Source organism: Sphingomonas cavernae (assembly GCF_003590775.1).
Lineage (GTDB): Bacteria > Pseudomonadota > Alphaproteobacteria > Sphingomonadales > Sphingomonadaceae > Sphingobium_A > Sphingobium_A cavernae.
Map to the genome: position 1 here is coordinate 166,956 of NZ_QYUM01000004.1, position 15,066 is coordinate 182,021.

A 15,066-nucleotide genomic window follows, 5' to 3' on the forward strand; every position below is an offset into this window, starting at 1 on the left:
AGTGCAGATAGCTGACAAGACCGCGCTGGTGACGGGCGGCACCGACGGTATCGGATTATGGACCGCCCGGCTGCTCAAGGCAAAGGGCGCCAGCGTGATCATCTGCGGGCGCAATGAGACCCGACTGGCCGCCGCGCGCGAGGAAGGGCTCGAAGCGATCCGGGTCGACCTGTCGTCGGCGGAAGGGTGCAGGGCGCTCGTGGAGGCGCTGGGTAACCGCCCCCTCGACATACTGGTCAACAACGCCGGCGCGTCCGAAGTGTCGGAGATCGGGGCGAACGTCGATCTCGACTCGATCGACCATACCTTCTTCCTCAACCTCCATGCGCCGGTCCACCTGATCCTGCTGCTGCTCGACCGGCTGCGCGCGCGACCTGCTGCCACGATCGTCAACGTGACATCGGGGCTTGCGATCGCCCCGCGCGGCAACGGGCCCTTTTATTGCGCGACCAAGGCGGGGCTGCGCAGCTTCACCCAGGCGCTGCGTTACCAGATGCGCGGCAGCAGCGTAACGGTGATCGAGGCGCTGCCGCCGCTCGTCGACACCGCGATGACCGCGGGCCGCGGCGGCAACAAGATGAGCGCGGAGGATTGCGCACGCGCGATCGTCACCGCGATCGGGCGTGGGCAGGAGGAAGTCTGCATCGGGCAGACCAAAATGCTCAAGCTGGTGCACAGCATGTCGCCCGCTCTCGCACGACGGATAATGCTGCGGTTCTGACCGCTTGCGCCTCCCTTACCGACCCCGGCCTTTTCGATACCGCGTCTAGGGGTTTGCCCCAATAGCGCGTTGCGCAGAATTGCGTCAGCATCCGTGCCGCCGCTGACGCAGCGTATCGTCGCAGCGAGACATCCAGCCTGTTCAGTTCATGCGTCTTTTGCCGCCAGCGAGGAGAGCGTCATGGCCGACACGTCCGCACCGCGCACCGTCCTTCCGATTCCTGCCAGGCCCCGCACGGGCCTCGTCACCTATGACGCCAAGGACCCCGACACGAAATACCCGCCCATCGAAGAGCTTCGTCCGCCAAAAGGTGCGCCCAATGTGCTGGTCATCCTGCTCGACGATGTAGGGTTCGGCGCATCGAGCGCCTTTGGAGGGCCTTGCGAGACACCCACGGCCGAGCGGCTCGCCAGGAAGGGCCTGAAGTATCGCCGCTTTCACACCACTGCTTTATGCTCTCCCACGCGTCAGGCGCTGCTGACAGGCCGCAACCATCATTCGGTCGGCATGGGCGGCATCACCGAGATTGCCACCGGTGCGCCCGGCTATTGCTCGGTGCTGCGCAATAGCGCGGCGCCGCTCGCGAAGACACTCAAGCTCAACGGCTATTCGACCGCCCAGTTCGGCAAGTGCCATGAAGTGCCCGTCTGGCAGACAAGTCCCGTCGGCCCCTTCGACCAATGGCCGACAGGTGGCGGGGGATTCGAATATTTCTACGGCTTCATCGGCGGCGAGGCGCACCAATGGTATCCCTCGCTCTACGAGGGAACGACCCCCATTGAGGTCGAGAAAACCCCCGAAGAGGGCTATCACTTCATGGAGGACATGACCGACAAGGCGATCGACTGGATCGGTCAGCAAAAGGCGCTTGCCTCCGACAAGCCCTTCTTCGTCTATTTCGCGCCCGGCGCGGCGCATGCCCCGCACCACGTGCCCAAGGAATGGGCCGACCAGTATAAGGGCAAGTTCGACGCCGGTTGGGACAAGGCCCGCGAGGAAATCTTTGCCCGGCAGAAGAAGCTTGGCGTGATTCCGTCGGATGCCGAACTGACGCCGCGCCACGCGCAGATTCCGGCGTGGGACGACATGCCCGAGGACCTGAAGCCCGTGCTTCGCCGGCAGATGGAGGTCTATGCGGGCTTCCTTGAATATGCCGACCACCATGTCGGGCGGCTGATCGATAGCCTCGAGAAAATGAACATCCTCGACGACACGCTGATCTACTACATCATCGGCGACAATGGCGCGTCGGCGGAGGGGACGCTCAACGGCACCTATAACGAGATGATCAACTTCAACGGGATGGCCGCGCTCGAGACGCCCGAATTCCTCAAGGAGCGGCTCGACAAGCTGGGCGGGCCCGAATCCTACAACCACTATGCCGTTGGCTGGGCGCACGCGATGAACACGCCCTATCAATGGACGAAGCAGGTTGCCTCGCACTGGGGCGGCACGCGCAATGGCACGATCGTGCACTGGCCGGGCGGAATCAAGGGCAAGGGCGAGGTTCGCGACCAGTTCCACCACGTGATCGACATTGCTCCCACCATCCTGGAAGCGGCGGGACTTCCCGAGCCCGTTTCGGTCGACGGCGTGCAGCAGACGCCGATCGAGGGTGTCAGCATGCTTTACTCATTCAACAAGGAGAAGGCGCCCGACCGGCACGAGACACAGTATTTCGAGATGTTCGGCAATCGCGGCATCTACCACAAGGGCTGGACCGCGGTGACCCGTCACAAGACGCCCTGGCTTCTCGTCGGCGAGAAGGTGCCCGCCTTCGACGATGACGTGTGGGAATTGTACGACACGAACAAGGACTGGTCGCAGGCCAACGATCTGTCGAAGAAGATGCCCGAGAAGCTGCACGAACTGCAGCGGCTCTGGCTGATCGAGGCGACCCGGTACAATGTTCTTCCGCTCGATGACGACGTTGCCAATCGGTTGAATGCAGATCTGGCGGGCCGCCCGGTCCTGATCAAGGGCGAACGCCAGCTCCTGTTCGGCAGCATGGGACGGCTTTCCGAAAATTCGGTCGTGAACGTCAAGAACAAGTCACATGCCGTGACGGCCGAGCTCGATATTCCGGCTTCCGGCGCCGAGGGCGTGATCATCGCCCAGGGCGGCAATATCGGCGGCTGGGCGCTTTATGCGAAGAACGGCAAGCTCAAATATTGCTACAATCTGCTGGGCGTGAAGTATTTCTATGCCGAGTCCGATCGGGCGCTTCCCGAGGGTAAACATCAGGTTCGCATGGAATTCGCCTATGATGGCGGCGGTCTCGCCAAGGGCGGTGACGTCACACTCTATGTCGACGGCAAATCCGTAGGCAAAGGCCGTGTCGATGCCACGGCTCCGATGGTCTTCTCCGCGGACGACGGGCTTGATGTCGGCAAGGATACCGGTGCTCCGGTGGCCGAGGATTACACGCCTCACGGCAATGGCTTCACCGGCAAGGTGCTGGGCGTGGAAATCGCGCTGAACAAGGCTGCCGAGGAGGCCGATCACATGGTCGACCCTGAGGAGGTGGTCCGGGTCGCGATGGCGCGGCAATAGGGGGCCCTTGACATATTACCGCGGTCTTGTGCGGCGGGGCAGTGACGGCATCGCCTCGCCCCGCTGCCACAAGCCCCCCGCCAACGCCCCGCATTGAGGCCGGCTATGCAAAGCGATTCCGGTAGTTTTCTCGACACGTTGCTCTTCACATTCCCGCTGTGGCTTGTCGGGCTTGTCCTCGTTGCAGCATGCTTGCTGGCGCTGCAGGCCGGTAAGCTGCTGCATATACGCGCGTCGCGGCGGGGAACGGAAACGCCAGACGCCGGCAAGTCCGATGCCGATGGTTATATCATCGCCGCCATCTTCGCCCTTCTGGCTTTTCTTACGGGCCTGACATTTTCGATTGCCCTCGATCGCTTTGACACCAGACGCGGGCTGGTCGCGGAGGAGGCCAACGCCATCAGCACCGCCTATCTGCGTGCCAGCCTGTTCGACGAGCCGCATCGTGCGCAACTTCAGACGCTGCTTCACACATATGCGCGATCGCGCATCGCGCCGGAAGGTCTGTGGAACAAGCAGATGGACGCAAAGGTGGAGAACGCCCGCGCCCTGCGGGACCGTCTCTGGGATGCCACGCACGCGGCGGTCTATCCCGTTCGCGAGACCGAACTCGCATCCTATTTCGTCGAGGCGATGAACGAGACGCTCAATGTCGGCATTCGACGGGAACTCGCAGGACGCGCGCACGTCCCTACGCGAATCCTTAACATTCTGCTCCTCTATCTTGTGGCGGCTTCCGTGGTGCTTGGATATCTGGTGGCCGAAGAAAGCCGCGGCCGCCGACAGGCTGCGATGATCCTGGTCGCACTGTTCGCCGTCTCGATGCTGCTGATCCTGGATATCGACCGCCCGCATTCCGGCACGGTCAACGTGCCCCAGCGCGCTCTCGAGGAATTGATCGCGATGCTCGACCGCGATGCCGCCCGCAGGAACGCCGCGCCAATCACTCGGACGCCACGCTAGCCGGCCGAGGATGCCACGATCGACTGAACATGCATTGCCGGCTATTTTTGCAAGCACATCAGGGAGGATTCGCCATGAAGCTCATGATCGTTCCCATCATCGCCGCCCTCGCCCTTGCGGGCCCCATCGCCGCGAGCGCCCAGAGCGTTCCGCCGCCGATACAGGCGGCACTCGCCGATCCGGGCCGTCCCGCGACCGACAAGGCGCGCGACGCCGCACGGCATCCCGGCCAGGTCCTTGCCTTTGCGGGCATCAAGCCGGGCGACAAGGTCGCCGATTTCCTGATGGGCGGCGGCTATTGGACGCGCATCCTCGCCAAGGCGGTTGGCGACAAGGGCCATGTCTATGCCTATCAGGCGAAGCAATTCATCGACTATCGCCCGGCCTATGCCGATGAGCAGAAGGCCGCGGTCGCGGGTTACAGCAACGTCACGCCGAGCAGCGATTCACTGACGAGCTTCACCTTCCCCGAGCCGCTCGATGCGATCGTCACGGTGCAGAACTATCACGACCTCCATCTCGCCTTTGCGCCAAAGGGCTTTGCCGACACCGTCGCCAAGCGGCTCTATGCAGCGCTCAAGCCCGGCGGTGTGCTGCTGGTGGTCGATCATGTCGCCGCGGCCGATCCGAATTTCGCGGTGCCCGACAAGCTCCACCGCATCGACCCCGCAGCGGCGCGCGCCGAAATCGAAAAGGCCGGCTTCAAGTTCGATGCCGAGCTGAACGTGCTGCGCAACCCGGCCGACCCGCACACGACCAACGTGTTCGATGCCTCGATCAAGGGCAAGACCGACCAGTTTATCTATCGCTTCCGCAAGCCGGGGTGAGGTGAACGAAATGTTGGGCCGCCACAGCGCGGTCTTTCTCTCGTCGTGCCAGCGAAAGCTGGCATCTCAGTGCCTTTTGCCCCAAGCTTGAAACGTGGAGCGCGGCGGCTGGACCTACATCATGACAAACCGGCCGTTTGGCGCTCTCTACATCGGCGTGACGGCGGAACTCTCGAGCCGGATTTGGCAGCATCGCAATGGCACCGGCTCGGATTTCTGCCGACGCTATCTGCTAACGCGCCTTGTGCTGGCCGAGCCGCATGCGACAATCGGTGAAGCAATTGCGCGGGAAAAGGCGCTCAAGGCATGGAAGCGTTCATGGAAGATTGAGTTGATCCAGGCTGCCAATCCCCGATGGCTCGATCTGTGGGACGATCTGCAAAGATAAGGGGATCCCAGCTTTCGCTGGGATGACGACAAAAGGTGGAAGGACGCAAACGAAAACGGGCAGCCAGAGGCTGCCCGCTTCGTGTCTTGCGATGACCTTCCGGCCTAGTTGAGGCGTTTGCCGAGCCCCGCGATGGTCTGATCTACCAGCGCTTTGTCCTGCGCGGCACCGTGGCCGTCGGCAATCAGCGCCGCCGCGGCGTTGGCAGCGGCTTCGGCAGCCTTGGCGCGGACCTCGGCGATCGCGGCGCGCTCGGCCGCCTCGATCTTGTCCTCGGCCATCTTGGCGCGGCGTGCGGTCAGGTCCTTGGCTTGAGCTTTCGCATCGACGAGGATCTGCCTGGCCTCGGCCTCGGCATGCTCGCGCATGGTGACGGCTTCGGCCTCGGCGGACTTCACCTTGGCTTCGTACTCTGCGCGAAGCGCCTCGGCCTCGGCGCGGAGCTGCTTGGCCTCGTCGAGATGCTGGCGGATGCCCGCAATCTTCTTGTCGAGCGCCGACCCGATGATGCCGGGCACTTTCTTCCAGATCAGGATGCCGAGGAACACTGCCATGGCGAGCGACACCCAGCCGGTAGCGTCCATGCCGACCGCCTGGGGCTCGGCGTGCGCTGCCGCGCCGCCATGCGCTTCGGTGGTCGCGCTATGTTCGAGACCCTCGCCCTGGCCATGCTCGGCCGCGGTGAGGTTGGCGGCCACTTCAGCCGATCCGTGTGCTGCCGTCTCAGACATTTGCGAGCGCCGCCTTCACTGCATTGGCCGCCTGGGCCTGGGTTACCTTGGCGCCCGAAAGCTTGGCGACCATATCCTGCGCGGCGTCGACGGCCACGGCCTCGATATCCGACAGCGCCTTCACGGTCGCGGCCTTGATCCGCGCCTCGGCGGCGCCGATCTGCTCGGCGGTTTCGGCGTCGGCCTTGGCGAGCGTCTTTTCGGACTCGGCCGTGGCCTTGGCTTTTGCGCCCTGCGTGATCTTGAGCGCCTCGGCGCGATTGGCCTCGGCCTTCGCCCGATAGGCTTCCTCACGCGCATCGGCTTCCGCACGGGCACGTTCGGCAGCGGCGAGGTCATCGGCAATCTGCTTGTCGCGAAGGTCCACCGTCCCCTGGATCTTCGGCACCATGCCGAGGCCGATCACGAAGAAGACGAGGCCGAACGTCAGCAGCAGCCAGAAGATCTGCGACGCATAGGTTGCGGCTATCTGGGCAATCTGGGGCATTTCACCTGTATCCGTATCCTGCCGCCCGGAACTCGCATCCCGGGCGGAGGTTTCAGTTCGTTGTTACGCGACGAAGATCAGGATCATCGCAACGACGAACGCGAGCAGGCCGAGAAGCTCGGCGGCCGCGAAGCCGATGAAGAGGCGGCCCTGCTGGCCGTCGGCGGCCGCGGGATTGCGCAGCGCGCTCTCGAGGAACGAGCCGAAAACGTTACCCACGCCGATGGCGGCCATGCCAGCGCCGATGGCTGCGAGACCTGCACCGATCAGCTTTGCTGCTTCTGCGTCCATTTTAATAACTCCTTTTTTAAATCTTAGAAACAAGTGGTTGAAAACTCAGTGAAGATGCTCAGCGTCATTGATGTAAAGCGACGTGAGGAGCGCAAACACATAGGCCTGGATGCCCGCGACCAGCAGCTCGAGCGCGCTGATGCCGATCATGAGCACGAAGCTGGGAATCCCCACCATCGCGCCGAAGCCGAGGCCCGCATTGGTGCTGTTGATGACGAAGCCCGCAAGCACCTTCAGCAGCACGTGACCGGCGGTCATCGCGACGAAGAGTCGCAGACCGAGGCTGAAGGGACGCACCATGAACGAGACGAACTCGATCGGCGCGATGATCGGGATCATCGGTAGCGGCGTGGCGTGCGGCACGAACAGCGAGAAGAAGTGGAGACCGTGCTTCCAGAAACCGACGATAAGCACGATCGCGAAGGACATGATCGCGAGCACGCCGGTAACGGTCAGATGGCTCGTAAAGGTGAAGGGATGCGCGCCGAACAGGCCGATGGGCAGCAGCCCGAGGAGGTTGGCGAAGAGGATGAACATGAACAGCGAGAAGACATAGGGCATGTATTTGCGCCCCGCTTCACCGACATTCTGGACGAGCAGGTTCGAGATGAAGCCCGTCATGCTCTCGACCGCGGCCTGCCAGCGGCCGGGGACGAGCTGACGCTTCATGCCACCGAGCATGAACACCCAGAGCACGACCGCGGTGATCACCATCCACAGCGAAGAATTGGTGAACGCGATGTTGTAACCGGCAATGCTCAGATGATCGGTGCCGAACAACGGCTCGATCGTGAACTGATGCATCGGATCGATTTTACCAGACTCGGCTGCCACCAATAAAACCCCAAATAACGAGGCCAGCTTTCGATCCGTCGGATCGAAATCCGTCCTCTTTCCTTCGTTTTACGCATTTTCCGAGTCGCCGGACGTTCCGGCCGGCTAGAAAATGCTTCTGCAACCAAAGCGCCCGAAAATCACTTCGAGCGCCGGTTTGAAATCCTGATGATATTCCTGAAGGCGACGATGATTCCGAAGAACAGCATCACCAGCAGGGCCCAGGGCGAGGTGCCCGCCAGGCGATCAATCACCCAGCCGACCAACGCACCGCCGGCAATCCCCCCGATCAGTTCGGCAAGCACCCGGTTGCCCAGACGATAGTTATCGTCATGGCCGTCCTGCGGCGCGCCCTTCCTGACCTTCTCTTTGTGATGCGCTTGCCTCAACCGCTGCTGGAGCGACGAGAGCCGAGCATCCTCTTCGATGGGGTCCTGCCCGGGTTCGCTTTCCGCCATGCTTTCCCTTTCCTCGTGCCGAAGACAGGGCGCAGCATAACCGACGAGCGAGCCCGCCAAGGCGCGGCCCGTTTAGGAAGCGATGCCGGTTAAGTCAACCGCGGTGGTGCACTGCGGAAAAGGCCGAGGATTTCCGCGACTCTGTAGAAGTATTGCCCGATTGCCGTCGACAGGTTTCGCCAATCCGGCCGGATTCGCTTGGGTCCGCGCTTTGGCGGGTGCCCGCGCCGTGCTAGGCAGCGTGCCCAGCCTGCGACAGGGGAGCAACAGCATGGATATCGTCGACTCGAGAAATCGAAGCGTCATGCGTAACAGTTGCAGTGCGTATCGCCAGACACGCCGGGAATTGATCGGATGGACGGCCGGAGGCATCGCCCTGCTGGGCGGAGGGCTGGTCAGCCGCGCGGCCTGGGCGGCAACCCCGACCGACACGATGACGATCGGCCCGTTCTACCCCGTATTGCGGCCACTCGACCAGGATGGTGACCTCACCGTCGTCAACGGTATCGCGACCGGCGCCAGGGGCCAGATAGTCGATCTTGCCGGCCGCGTGTTGAAGCCCGACGGGACGCCCGCCGCAGGGGCTCGCGTTGAGATCTGGCAGGCCAATGCCGCGGGCCGCTATGCGCACCCCGCCGACATGTCCGGCGTACCGCTCGATCCCGGCTTTCAGGGCTTTGGCGTTCAGTTGGCCGACGCGGAGGGGCGCTATCGCTTCCGTACTGTGAAGCCCGGCGCATATCGCATCCCCGATGGACGCGTGCGTACGCCACACATTCATTTCGACGTGCAGGGGCGCACCAGTCGAATCGTCTCCCAGATGTTCGTTCCCGGCGAGCCGCTCAATGCGTCCGATTTCCTGCTCAAGGCCTCAGAGGCGCCCGATACGCTGATCGCGCGCAAACTGCAGCCGCCGCCCGGGACCGCCGACATACTCGCGCTCGAATGGGATATCGTGCTGGTTGCAGCCTAGCGCATAACGCGCTGAGCCTAGTGCGCCTCCGAGTCCCCCGGCGAAGGCCGGGGTCCAGGAGTCACGGACACTGGGGCTGGCCATTTCTGGACCCCGGCCTTCGCCGGGGTACTCGGTGCTTCAACCCACGCTCGGGCAATAGTCGGGCTTGGGCACAGGTGCGCCGCCTTCGCGCACGCGCCACACGCCATCGGTGAGGCGATATGCGCGGCCGGGGCCGACCTTGCTGGTCAGTGTCTGGCAGCCGGTCGCGGCGGCCATGTCCGAGACGCTTACCCCGCGCTTGGCGGCAAGATCGGTATAGGCCGCGCGGCGCTTGATGTTGATCGCGTCGACTTCGGATTTGAGCGCTGCGGAGGGCGGATTGCGGAAGCCCAGATAGCCATCGGCCTGCTCGCCGACATCGCCGCTGGCGAGCGCGGCCGAAACCGCGCCGGACTGTGCACGGGCAACACCCGCAACGCCTGCGGCCAGCACGAGCGCGAAGCCCAGGCCGATGATGATTTTGCGGTTCTTGGTCATTGCGGGAACAACTCCGGGTTTTCCTGAATCAACTGTTGCGCGTCCTGCTGGAGGCGAACAACCACTTCCTGCCGGACATTGACGTTGAGATTGATCTCGATCGGCTTGTCCGGTGCCTTGACCTGAATGCACCCGCCAAGAATAGCGGATAGCCCCAACAGGGCCAACATCCCGGGCGGACCGGCACGCACCGCATCGCGAGCGTCCCTCGTCAACTTAGCGCTCTTCATTGCATTTTCTCGCTTTCCTCAGGCTGAACGGGTTTTTGCGGCGCGTCGGCCGCCTCGAATCCGGGAACGTGCTGGCGAATCAGCAGGCTTGGATCGGTGAAGCTGCGCGCGGTGTTGAGCAAGCCCCGGAACGGCGCGCGGATGGTGATGTTGAAGATGAAGGGCAGTCCGATGAACTGGCCGGTGAGACTGGACGGCGCGACATCAACGGTGCCCTGGTTGGTGCCGGTGAAGCGGACTTGCGTGACCATCTCCGCGTCGAGCGGCCCGTTGAGATCGATCGCCAGCCGACTGTATTTTATGGACTTGAGCGCATCGAAGGCCATCGAACCGAAAGTCCCCAAATCCTCGTTGGAGACCTGTCCGACATAGGCCAGCGTGCCTCCTTGCTCACGCACCACGAGCCGCCCGCCCTCGATCCGGCCGCCGGTCTCGTCGAAGATCATCGGAATGGTGCCATCGAAGATGCCGGTGACGTTGATGTCCTTGAGTTCGAACTGGTTGATGAACTGCGCGGCATCGAGGCCGACGACGCGGAAGGTGAGCCGGCGTTCCTTGTCCACGCCGAAGTCGAGCACGGTGGGTTCGAGGATTAGCTCGCCCCCCGCAAAGGGCCAGCGCCCGCCCTCGATCTGCACTTTCTGGTCAGCAATCAACTGATAGTCGATATAGCCGTTGAGCACTGCGATGCCGGGATTGACCTCGCCCAGATAGAGGCGCTGATTTGGCGCGCTGACCAGCCCCAGCAGATCGGTGAAGCGCAATTCGCCCGTGGCCGCGGTGACGGGGCCGAAGGCGGCGGCAAGATCGGTATTTTGCGTGCGGAAAACACCGTCGCTGGTGACGCTGTCCGGCGACCAGCGGATCTCGCCGCGCCCGATGACGCTCCCGCGGACATTGGCGACGACGCCCAGCGCGAGCCTAGTCAGCGTGTCGGGCTGAAAGCCCTCGCCGAAATTGAGGCCCGCGACGTCAAGCACCGCCTTGCCGGTGCCTGGTCCGAGATTGTGCGCGATGTCGACATCCATCACGCCCGTCTTGCTCCCGGGATCGCGGAGCTTGCCGGTGGCGGTGATACGGCTGTCCTTGAGGAACAGCTTGAAATTATCGCTGACCAGCGGATTGAAGCGCGGCAGTGTTTCCGCATCGGCAACGCGCAGCCCGCCATCGAGCGCGAGCGCTCCGCCCTTCAACGACCATTTGCCCGCGGCTTCGGACATCACGAGCGGAACATTGGCGATCTGCCCACCCGTCCCGGCAAAATCGCCGCTGACCGCGCCGCCGCGAAAGCCGCCCGAGAGCTGTGCGATGTCGAGCCTCGTGACGCGATCGCCCTGGCCCAGCCTCAATGCCACATCACGTGCGCTGAAACCCTGTCGTGCAAAACCGATCTCGGCGCTGGCCACGGCCATCGAAACCGGGCTGTCACCAAGCCTGCCCTTCAGGCGTGTTGCAGCCAGCCGGGCGCCGCCGCTCGTCTGTCCTGCGGCATTCATCGCGAACAGCGCGGGGCCTTGATTGGGGCACAAGGTCACGCGATTGGGGGCGAGCGCAAGGCCTGCGACGTTCAGCGACGTAAAGGCCAGCGGCACACAGGCGGGATTGATCAGCATCGCGCCACCGCGCGCGAGCCGACCGTCGATCGGCAGCGTCAGTCCCGTCACGCGTCCGTCGCCGAGCGGACCGTCGAGCGTTGTCTGCGTCTCGAAGCGGGTCGCTCCGCCCGGCGAAGCGGTAAAACGCACAGGCGTGAGCGCGAGTCGCGCTCCGTCCACGGCATAGGGCGCGAAAACCGCATTGCCCGTGATCGACGCGCCGGGTTCGCGCTGGCTCAACTGCACCACCGCTCCCGGAAAACCGCCACCCCCCAAGGTCAGCCGGCCATCGACCAGCGCCTCGCCCGTTCCCGGCCAGCCGAATCGTACGCCGTGCCCGTCCGAAAGGCTGAGGCGCGCGCCGCTGCGGCTGATTGCGGCAAGCGAGCCGATGCGCAACGATCCCGCGCTGCCGACATGCGCGACGGTGAAATCGGCGCTTAGCGCGGCATCGCGTCCAGCGCGCGCGATCGCGTCGGCAAGGGCGCGCGCGATCGGCCCCACGGGCGTCCCCTGCCCCGATGCGCCGAAACTGGCGATGCGGGCAAGCTGAGTACGGTCAAGCGCGCTGTGCTCGATCTCGGCGCGACCGTTGAACGCAGCGGCCAGACCCTCGGGCTTGCGGCCAAGCTCATAGCCCCCCTTCAGCGAGACGCCCTGCCCCGTGATCCCCGCTGTCGTGACGTTCTGCGCCGCAATCTTGACGTCGCCGCGCGTCTGGCTGCTGCGCCCGTCAAAGCCGATCGTGCCGATGACGCCCCCGAGCCGGGTCGCGCCCATTCGCATTTCGCGCACATCGACACCCGCCGATCCCTGCCAGCGGTTGAGCGCTTCGCTGAACCCGGCATCAACAACGGCCTGTGGTCGATCGAGTGCGACATCCTGTCCCTTGCAGCCAAAGCGGGCAGCGCGGACGGGGCCCGTCACCTTGGGCCGCTTGTCGGAAATGGCCAGATCGAGCCACGCGGTCGTCTCCGACAATGTGCAATCGCCCACAATGAGCGCGGGCGCGACCGCCGCCAGCTTGCCCTTGAACCCGTCCGAAAGGTTACCACGGCCTTCGAGCTTCGCGCCGACCGCCCCGTTGGGCAAATCGAGCCGCAGCCGTGCGTCGCTCAACTCGACATTGAGATCGGGGAGAGCGAAGGGCTCGCCCGTCGGCTCGGGCAACAGCTTGTCGACCGCTCCGAAGGAAAATGTGCCATCGATCAGGCGGCCCCGCAGCCGAACGCCATGTGCTCGAATTCCGCTGACCTTCGCGCCGCCAAACCCGAACTGCGTGATGACCTCGGCCCATTCCGCGGTCAGATCCGGCTTCCCGGGATCGCCAATGACCAGATTCTCGATCCGCTGGGTGCGAAAGCCGATCCTTTCTATGTCGTAGCTCGCCTGAACGCCGCGATCTTCGAGCATGTCGCCGACAATATTGCGCGCGATGGGTTCGCGCTGCGTCCAGGTCGCGAACAATGCGAGCGTTACGACCGCGGTTACACCCGCCGCGATCCGGGCGACTCGGCGAGGGCGCGGCGGCCACTCTGTGCCGACGGTCTCCTCGATCTCCTCGACCACCTCGTCGACCAGGCTTTCGTCCTTGCTCACCCTGCCTCCCGGCCAACGCGCCCGCACAACCGTTACCGCCGCTCGTTCATTTCGCAACCCAAACGTCCGAGGATCATTGCGGTTGCGTTCAAGCGCTTATAGTTCTTCCAACAATGAGCGGGGATGAACAGGACGGCAAGGGCCCACGAGATCCTGGCCACGACAGCGCCGGCCACCGCGCGCGGCTGCGCAAGCGGCTGATCGAAGGCGGCGGTGACGCGCTGCTCGATCACGAGCTGATCGAATATCTCCTCGCCACCGCGATCCCGCGCATCGACACCAAACCCATCGCCAAGGCGCTGCTTGCCGAATTCGGCGGCATTGCGGGCGTTTTCTCGGCGGATGCGGCGGCGCTTGCGCGCGTGAAGGGCGTGGGCGAAGGCGCCGTCGCGGCGATCAAGATCGCGCAGGCCACCGCGCTCCGGCTTCTGCGCGCCGAGGTGAGCGAACGCCCCGTACTGGGAAGCTGGCAGGCGCTACTCGATTATTTGCGCGCCGACATGGCGCACATCACGGTCGAGCGCGTGCGCGTGCTCCACCTCAACACACGCAACCTGCTGATCCGCGACGAACTGATGAGCGAGGGCTCGATCGACCAGGCCGCAATCTACGCGCGCGAGGTCGTGCGCCGCGCGATCGACCTGGGATCCGCGGCGCTGATCCTCGTCCACAACCACCCCAGCGGCGACCCGTCGCCCAGCCGGCAGGACATCGCGCTGACGCGCGATATCGCCGAGGCCGGCAAGAGACTGGGGATTGCGGTGCACGACCACATCATCATCGGCGCACAAGGCCATTCGAGCATGCGCGCACTGGGGCTGTTGTGAGACCGTCCTAAAACAAGAACGGGCGGCCCTCTCGGACCGCCCGTCACGCGCAGACTGACGTTGAAATCAGCCGGCGAGGAACCTGGTAAGTTCGCCCTTGCTGACCGTCTTGTTCTTGTCGGCATCAGCCTGAGCGAACGCAGCACCTGCCCATGCCGTCAGTTCCGTTTCCGGGGTCGCATCGCCGCCCGCCTGACGCAGCTTGAGCATCCAGGCCGAAAATTCGGTCTGGCTCAACTCGCCATTGCTATCCTTGTCATAGGCCGGAAAATCAGCGTCCACGACCTGCGCCACCTGCGAAGCGCCGGCAGGCTGTGCCTGCGCAGCCGGGGCGGCTTCTTGCGCCGGCGCGGCGGGCGCTGCCTCTGAGGGCGCCTGCGTCGCAGTCGTCTCGCTCGGGGCCGCAGGCGGCGTCTGCGTTTCCTGAGCGATCACCGGAGCAGAAAGCGCAATCGCGCTGGCAAAAATAACCGTACGAATCATCGAATAAACTCCTGAATTCCTAAAAACTGTTTTTGTGGCGCAACGATTTTTCCAATCATTCTTCCAACCACGCCTCGATAAACTGCATGATGGGCTGTCAGGTTCCTGAACAGGCCTGCGCCGTGACGCGCTTCATCGCCGCATGACTTCGACTCGTGGATGAGGCGTTCACGATCTGCGACGATTTTGATGGTACTTCTCGATTATTTCTTGATCTTCGATCTCAGAAACGCGGTGAATTCTTCGGGTGAAACGCGTTTGTCGGAATCGCCGTCCGCGCTGACAAAAGATGTTTCAGCCCAAGCCTTTAGCTTGGCGGGATCCTCACCTGCTCCATTGGATTGCGAACGCAGCGTGATGAGCCACGTCGAGAACTCGTCGTGCGTCAGATGCCCCTTGCCGCCATGGTCAAAACGCGGCCAGTCCGCCGCAACCGCAGCATCCAGTTCCTTTTCGGGCGCGGGCGGCGGCTCCTGCGCGACAACGGGCACGGCGAGCGCGAGCCCGCCGGCGATGCTCAGGATGCGCAACATTTCTCTGCTCCTCAGTCGCAAGCTCCGATTGGCAGAGCATGTTGCCTGGCC

Annotated in this window: 17 protein-coding genes; 7 read left to right on the top strand and 10 right to left on the bottom strand. The window is 63.8% G+C overall.

Annotated elements, in window-relative coordinates; translation table 11 throughout:
- Position 1: 1 nt before the first annotated feature.
- From D3876_RS16080 to D3876_RS16100, 5 genes are all read left to right on the top strand, one after another.
- Complete coding sequence (locus D3876_RS16080) at positions 2–721, top strand: SDR family oxidoreductase (protein ID WP_119764230.1); 720 nt, start codon at positions 2–4, stop codon at positions 719–721.
- A gap of 180 nt (positions 722–901) precedes the next feature.
- Positions 902–3,274, top strand: coding sequence for an arylsulfatase (locus tag D3876_RS16085; protein WP_119764232.1), 2,373 nt, complete (start codon positions 902–904; stop codon positions 3,272–3,274).
- 192 nt (positions 3,275–3,466) lie between these two features.
- Positions 3,467–4,237, top strand: a complete 771-nt coding sequence (locus tag D3876_RS16090) for a bestrophin-like domain (RefSeq protein ID WP_182912038.1) — start codon at positions 3,467–3,469, stop codon at positions 4,235–4,237.
- Positions 4,238–4,311: 74 nt separating this feature from the next.
- Entirely contained in the window at positions 4,312–5,064 is a 753-nt protein-coding gene (locus tag D3876_RS16095) for a class I SAM-dependent methyltransferase (protein WP_119764236.1), read from the top strand.
- Positions 5,065–5,185: 121 nt separating this feature from the next.
- Positions 5,186–5,452, top strand: coding sequence for a GIY-YIG nuclease family protein (locus D3876_RS16100; protein WP_119765553.1), 267 nt, complete (start codon positions 5,186–5,188; stop codon positions 5,450–5,452).
- 104 nt (positions 5,453–5,556) lie between these two features.
- Here the strand turns inward: D3876_RS16100 and D3876_RS16105 are convergent, their stop codons facing one another.
- The 5 genes from D3876_RS16105 to D3876_RS16125 form a co-directional block, all read right to left on the bottom strand.
- A complete protein-coding gene (locus tag D3876_RS16105) occupies positions 5,557–6,183 on the bottom strand; it encodes a F0F1 ATP synthase subunit B family protein (protein ID WP_119764238.1) in 627 nt (208 codons plus the stop codon).
- Positions 6,176–6,670 (bottom strand): F0F1 ATP synthase subunit B family protein, encoded by a 495-nt coding sequence (locus D3876_RS16110; protein WP_119764240.1) that lies wholly within the window; start codon positions 6,668–6,670, stop codon positions 6,176–6,178. The genes D3876_RS16105 and D3876_RS16110 overlap by 8 nt, the downstream gene beginning before the upstream one ends.
- Positions 6,671–6,733: 63 nt before the next feature.
- Positions 6,734–6,961, bottom strand: a complete 228-nt coding sequence (locus tag D3876_RS16115) for a F0F1 ATP synthase subunit C (protein ID WP_017670380.1) — start codon at positions 6,959–6,961, stop codon at positions 6,734–6,736.
- A gap of 45 nt (positions 6,962–7,006) precedes the next feature.
- Positions 7,007–7,765: a F0F1 ATP synthase subunit A gene (locus tag D3876_RS16120; protein ID WP_119764242.1), complete on the bottom strand. Its 759-nt coding sequence runs from the start codon at positions 7,763–7,765 to the stop codon at positions 7,007–7,009.
- A 170-nt stretch (positions 7,766–7,935) separates the two neighbouring features.
- A complete protein-coding gene (locus tag D3876_RS16125) occupies positions 7,936–8,253 on the bottom strand; it encodes an AtpZ/AtpI family protein (RefSeq protein ID WP_119765555.1) in 318 nt (105 codons plus the stop codon).
- Positions 8,254–8,524: 271 nt separating this feature from the next.
- On the opposite strand from D3876_RS16125, the gene D3876_RS16130 reads away from it, so the two are divergent.
- Complete coding sequence (locus D3876_RS16130) at positions 8,525–9,226, top strand: dioxygenase family protein (RefSeq protein WP_220475477.1); 702 nt, start codon at positions 8,525–8,527, stop codon at positions 9,224–9,226.
- A gap of 120 nt (positions 9,227–9,346) precedes the next feature.
- Here D3876_RS16130 and D3876_RS16135 read toward each other — a convergent pair whose 3' ends face one another.
- The 3 genes from D3876_RS16135 to D3876_RS16145 are packed head-to-tail and all read right to left on the bottom strand — an operon-like array spanning position 9,347 to position 13,172.
- Complete coding sequence (locus D3876_RS16135; protein WP_119764244.1) at positions 9,347–9,748, bottom strand: YdbL family probable chaperone protein; 402 nt, start codon at positions 9,746–9,748, stop codon at positions 9,347–9,349.
- The gene (locus D3876_RS16140; RefSeq protein ID WP_119765559.1) at positions 9,745–9,918 is read right to left on the bottom strand and encodes a YnbE family lipoprotein; all 174 of its coding nucleotides are present in this window, start codon (positions 9,916–9,918) and stop codon (positions 9,745–9,747) included. The genes D3876_RS16135 and D3876_RS16140 overlap by 4 nt, the downstream gene beginning before the upstream one ends.
- Positions 9,919–9,974: 56 nt before the next feature.
- Positions 9,975–13,172 carry an intermembrane phospholipid transport YdbH family protein gene (locus tag D3876_RS16145; protein WP_119764246.1) on the bottom strand — a complete coding sequence of 1,066 codons (3,198 nt, stop codon included), beginning with the start codon at positions 13,170–13,172 and terminating at the stop codon, positions 9,975–9,977.
- Positions 13,173–13,285: 113 nt separating this feature from the next.
- Here D3876_RS16145 and radC point away from each other — a divergent pair, with 113 nt between their 5' ends.
- Entirely contained in the window at positions 13,286–13,999 is a 714-nt protein-coding gene (gene radC / locus D3876_RS16150; protein WP_119764248.1) for a RadC family protein, read from the top strand.
- 66 nt (positions 14,000–14,065) lie between these two features.
- Here the strand turns inward: radC and D3876_RS16155 are convergent, their stop codons facing one another.
- Both D3876_RS16155 and D3876_RS16160 read right to left on the bottom strand, forming a co-directional pair.
- Positions 14,066–14,482 (bottom strand): EF-hand domain-containing protein, encoded by a 417-nt coding sequence (locus D3876_RS16155; protein ID WP_119764250.1) that lies wholly within the window; start codon positions 14,480–14,482, stop codon positions 14,066–14,068.
- 203 nt (positions 14,483–14,685) lie between these two features.
- Positions 14,686–15,015, bottom strand: coding sequence for an EF-hand domain-containing protein (locus D3876_RS16160; protein ID WP_119764252.1), 330 nt, complete (start codon positions 15,013–15,015; stop codon positions 14,686–14,688).
- Positions 15,016–15,066 lie beyond the last annotated feature (51 nt).

Bases quoted from the DNA above. Each gene is read 5' to 3' on its own strand.
- D3876_RS16155 (WP_119764250.1), bottom strand. From the start codon at position 14,482: ATGATTCGTACGGTTATTTTTGCCAGCGCGATTGCGCTTTCTGCTCCG.
- D3876_RS16140 (WP_119765559.1), bottom strand. From the start codon at position 9,918: ATGTTGGCCCTGTTGGGGCTATCCGCTATTCTTGGCGGGTGCATTCAG.
- D3876_RS16125 (WP_119765555.1), bottom strand. From the start codon at position 8,253: ATGGCGGAAAGCGAACCCGGGCAGGACCCCATCGAAGAGGATGCTCGG.
- radC (WP_119764248.1), top strand. From the start codon at position 13,286: ATGAGCGGGGATGAACAGGACGGCAAGGGCCCACGAGATCCTGGCCAC.
- D3876_RS16085 (WP_119764232.1), top strand. From the start codon at position 902: ATGGCCGACACGTCCGCACCGCGCACCGTCCTTCCGATTCCTGCCAGG.
- D3876_RS16120 (WP_119764242.1), bottom strand. From the start codon at position 7,765: ATGCATCAGTTCACGATCGAGCCGTTGTTCGGCACCGATCATCTGAGC.
- D3876_RS16105 (WP_119764238.1), bottom strand. From the start codon at position 6,183: ATGTCTGAGACGGCAGCACACGGATCGGCTGAAGTGGCCGCCAACCTC.
- D3876_RS16110 (WP_119764240.1), bottom strand. From the start codon at position 6,670: ATGCCCCAGATTGCCCAGATAGCCGCAACCTATGCGTCGCAGATCTTC.
- D3876_RS16135 (WP_119764244.1), bottom strand. From the start codon at position 9,748: ATGACCAAGAACCGCAAAATCATCATCGGCCTGGGCTTCGCGCTCGTG.
- D3876_RS16130 (WP_220475477.1), top strand. From the start codon at position 8,525: ATGGATATCGTCGACTCGAGAAATCGAAGCGTCATGCGTAACAGTTGC.
- D3876_RS16115 (WP_017670380.1), bottom strand. From the start codon at position 6,961: ATGGACGCAGAAGCAGCAAAGCTGATCGGTGCAGGTCTCGCAGCCATC.
- D3876_RS16095 (WP_119764236.1), top strand. From the start codon at position 4,312: ATGAAGCTCATGATCGTTCCCATCATCGCCGCCCTCGCCCTTGCGGGC.
- D3876_RS16100 (WP_119765553.1), top strand. From the start codon at position 5,186: ATGACAAACCGGCCGTTTGGCGCTCTCTACATCGGCGTGACGGCGGAA.
- D3876_RS16160 (WP_119764252.1), bottom strand. From the start codon at position 15,015: ATGTTGCGCATCCTGAGCATCGCCGGCGGGCTCGCGCTCGCCGTGCCC.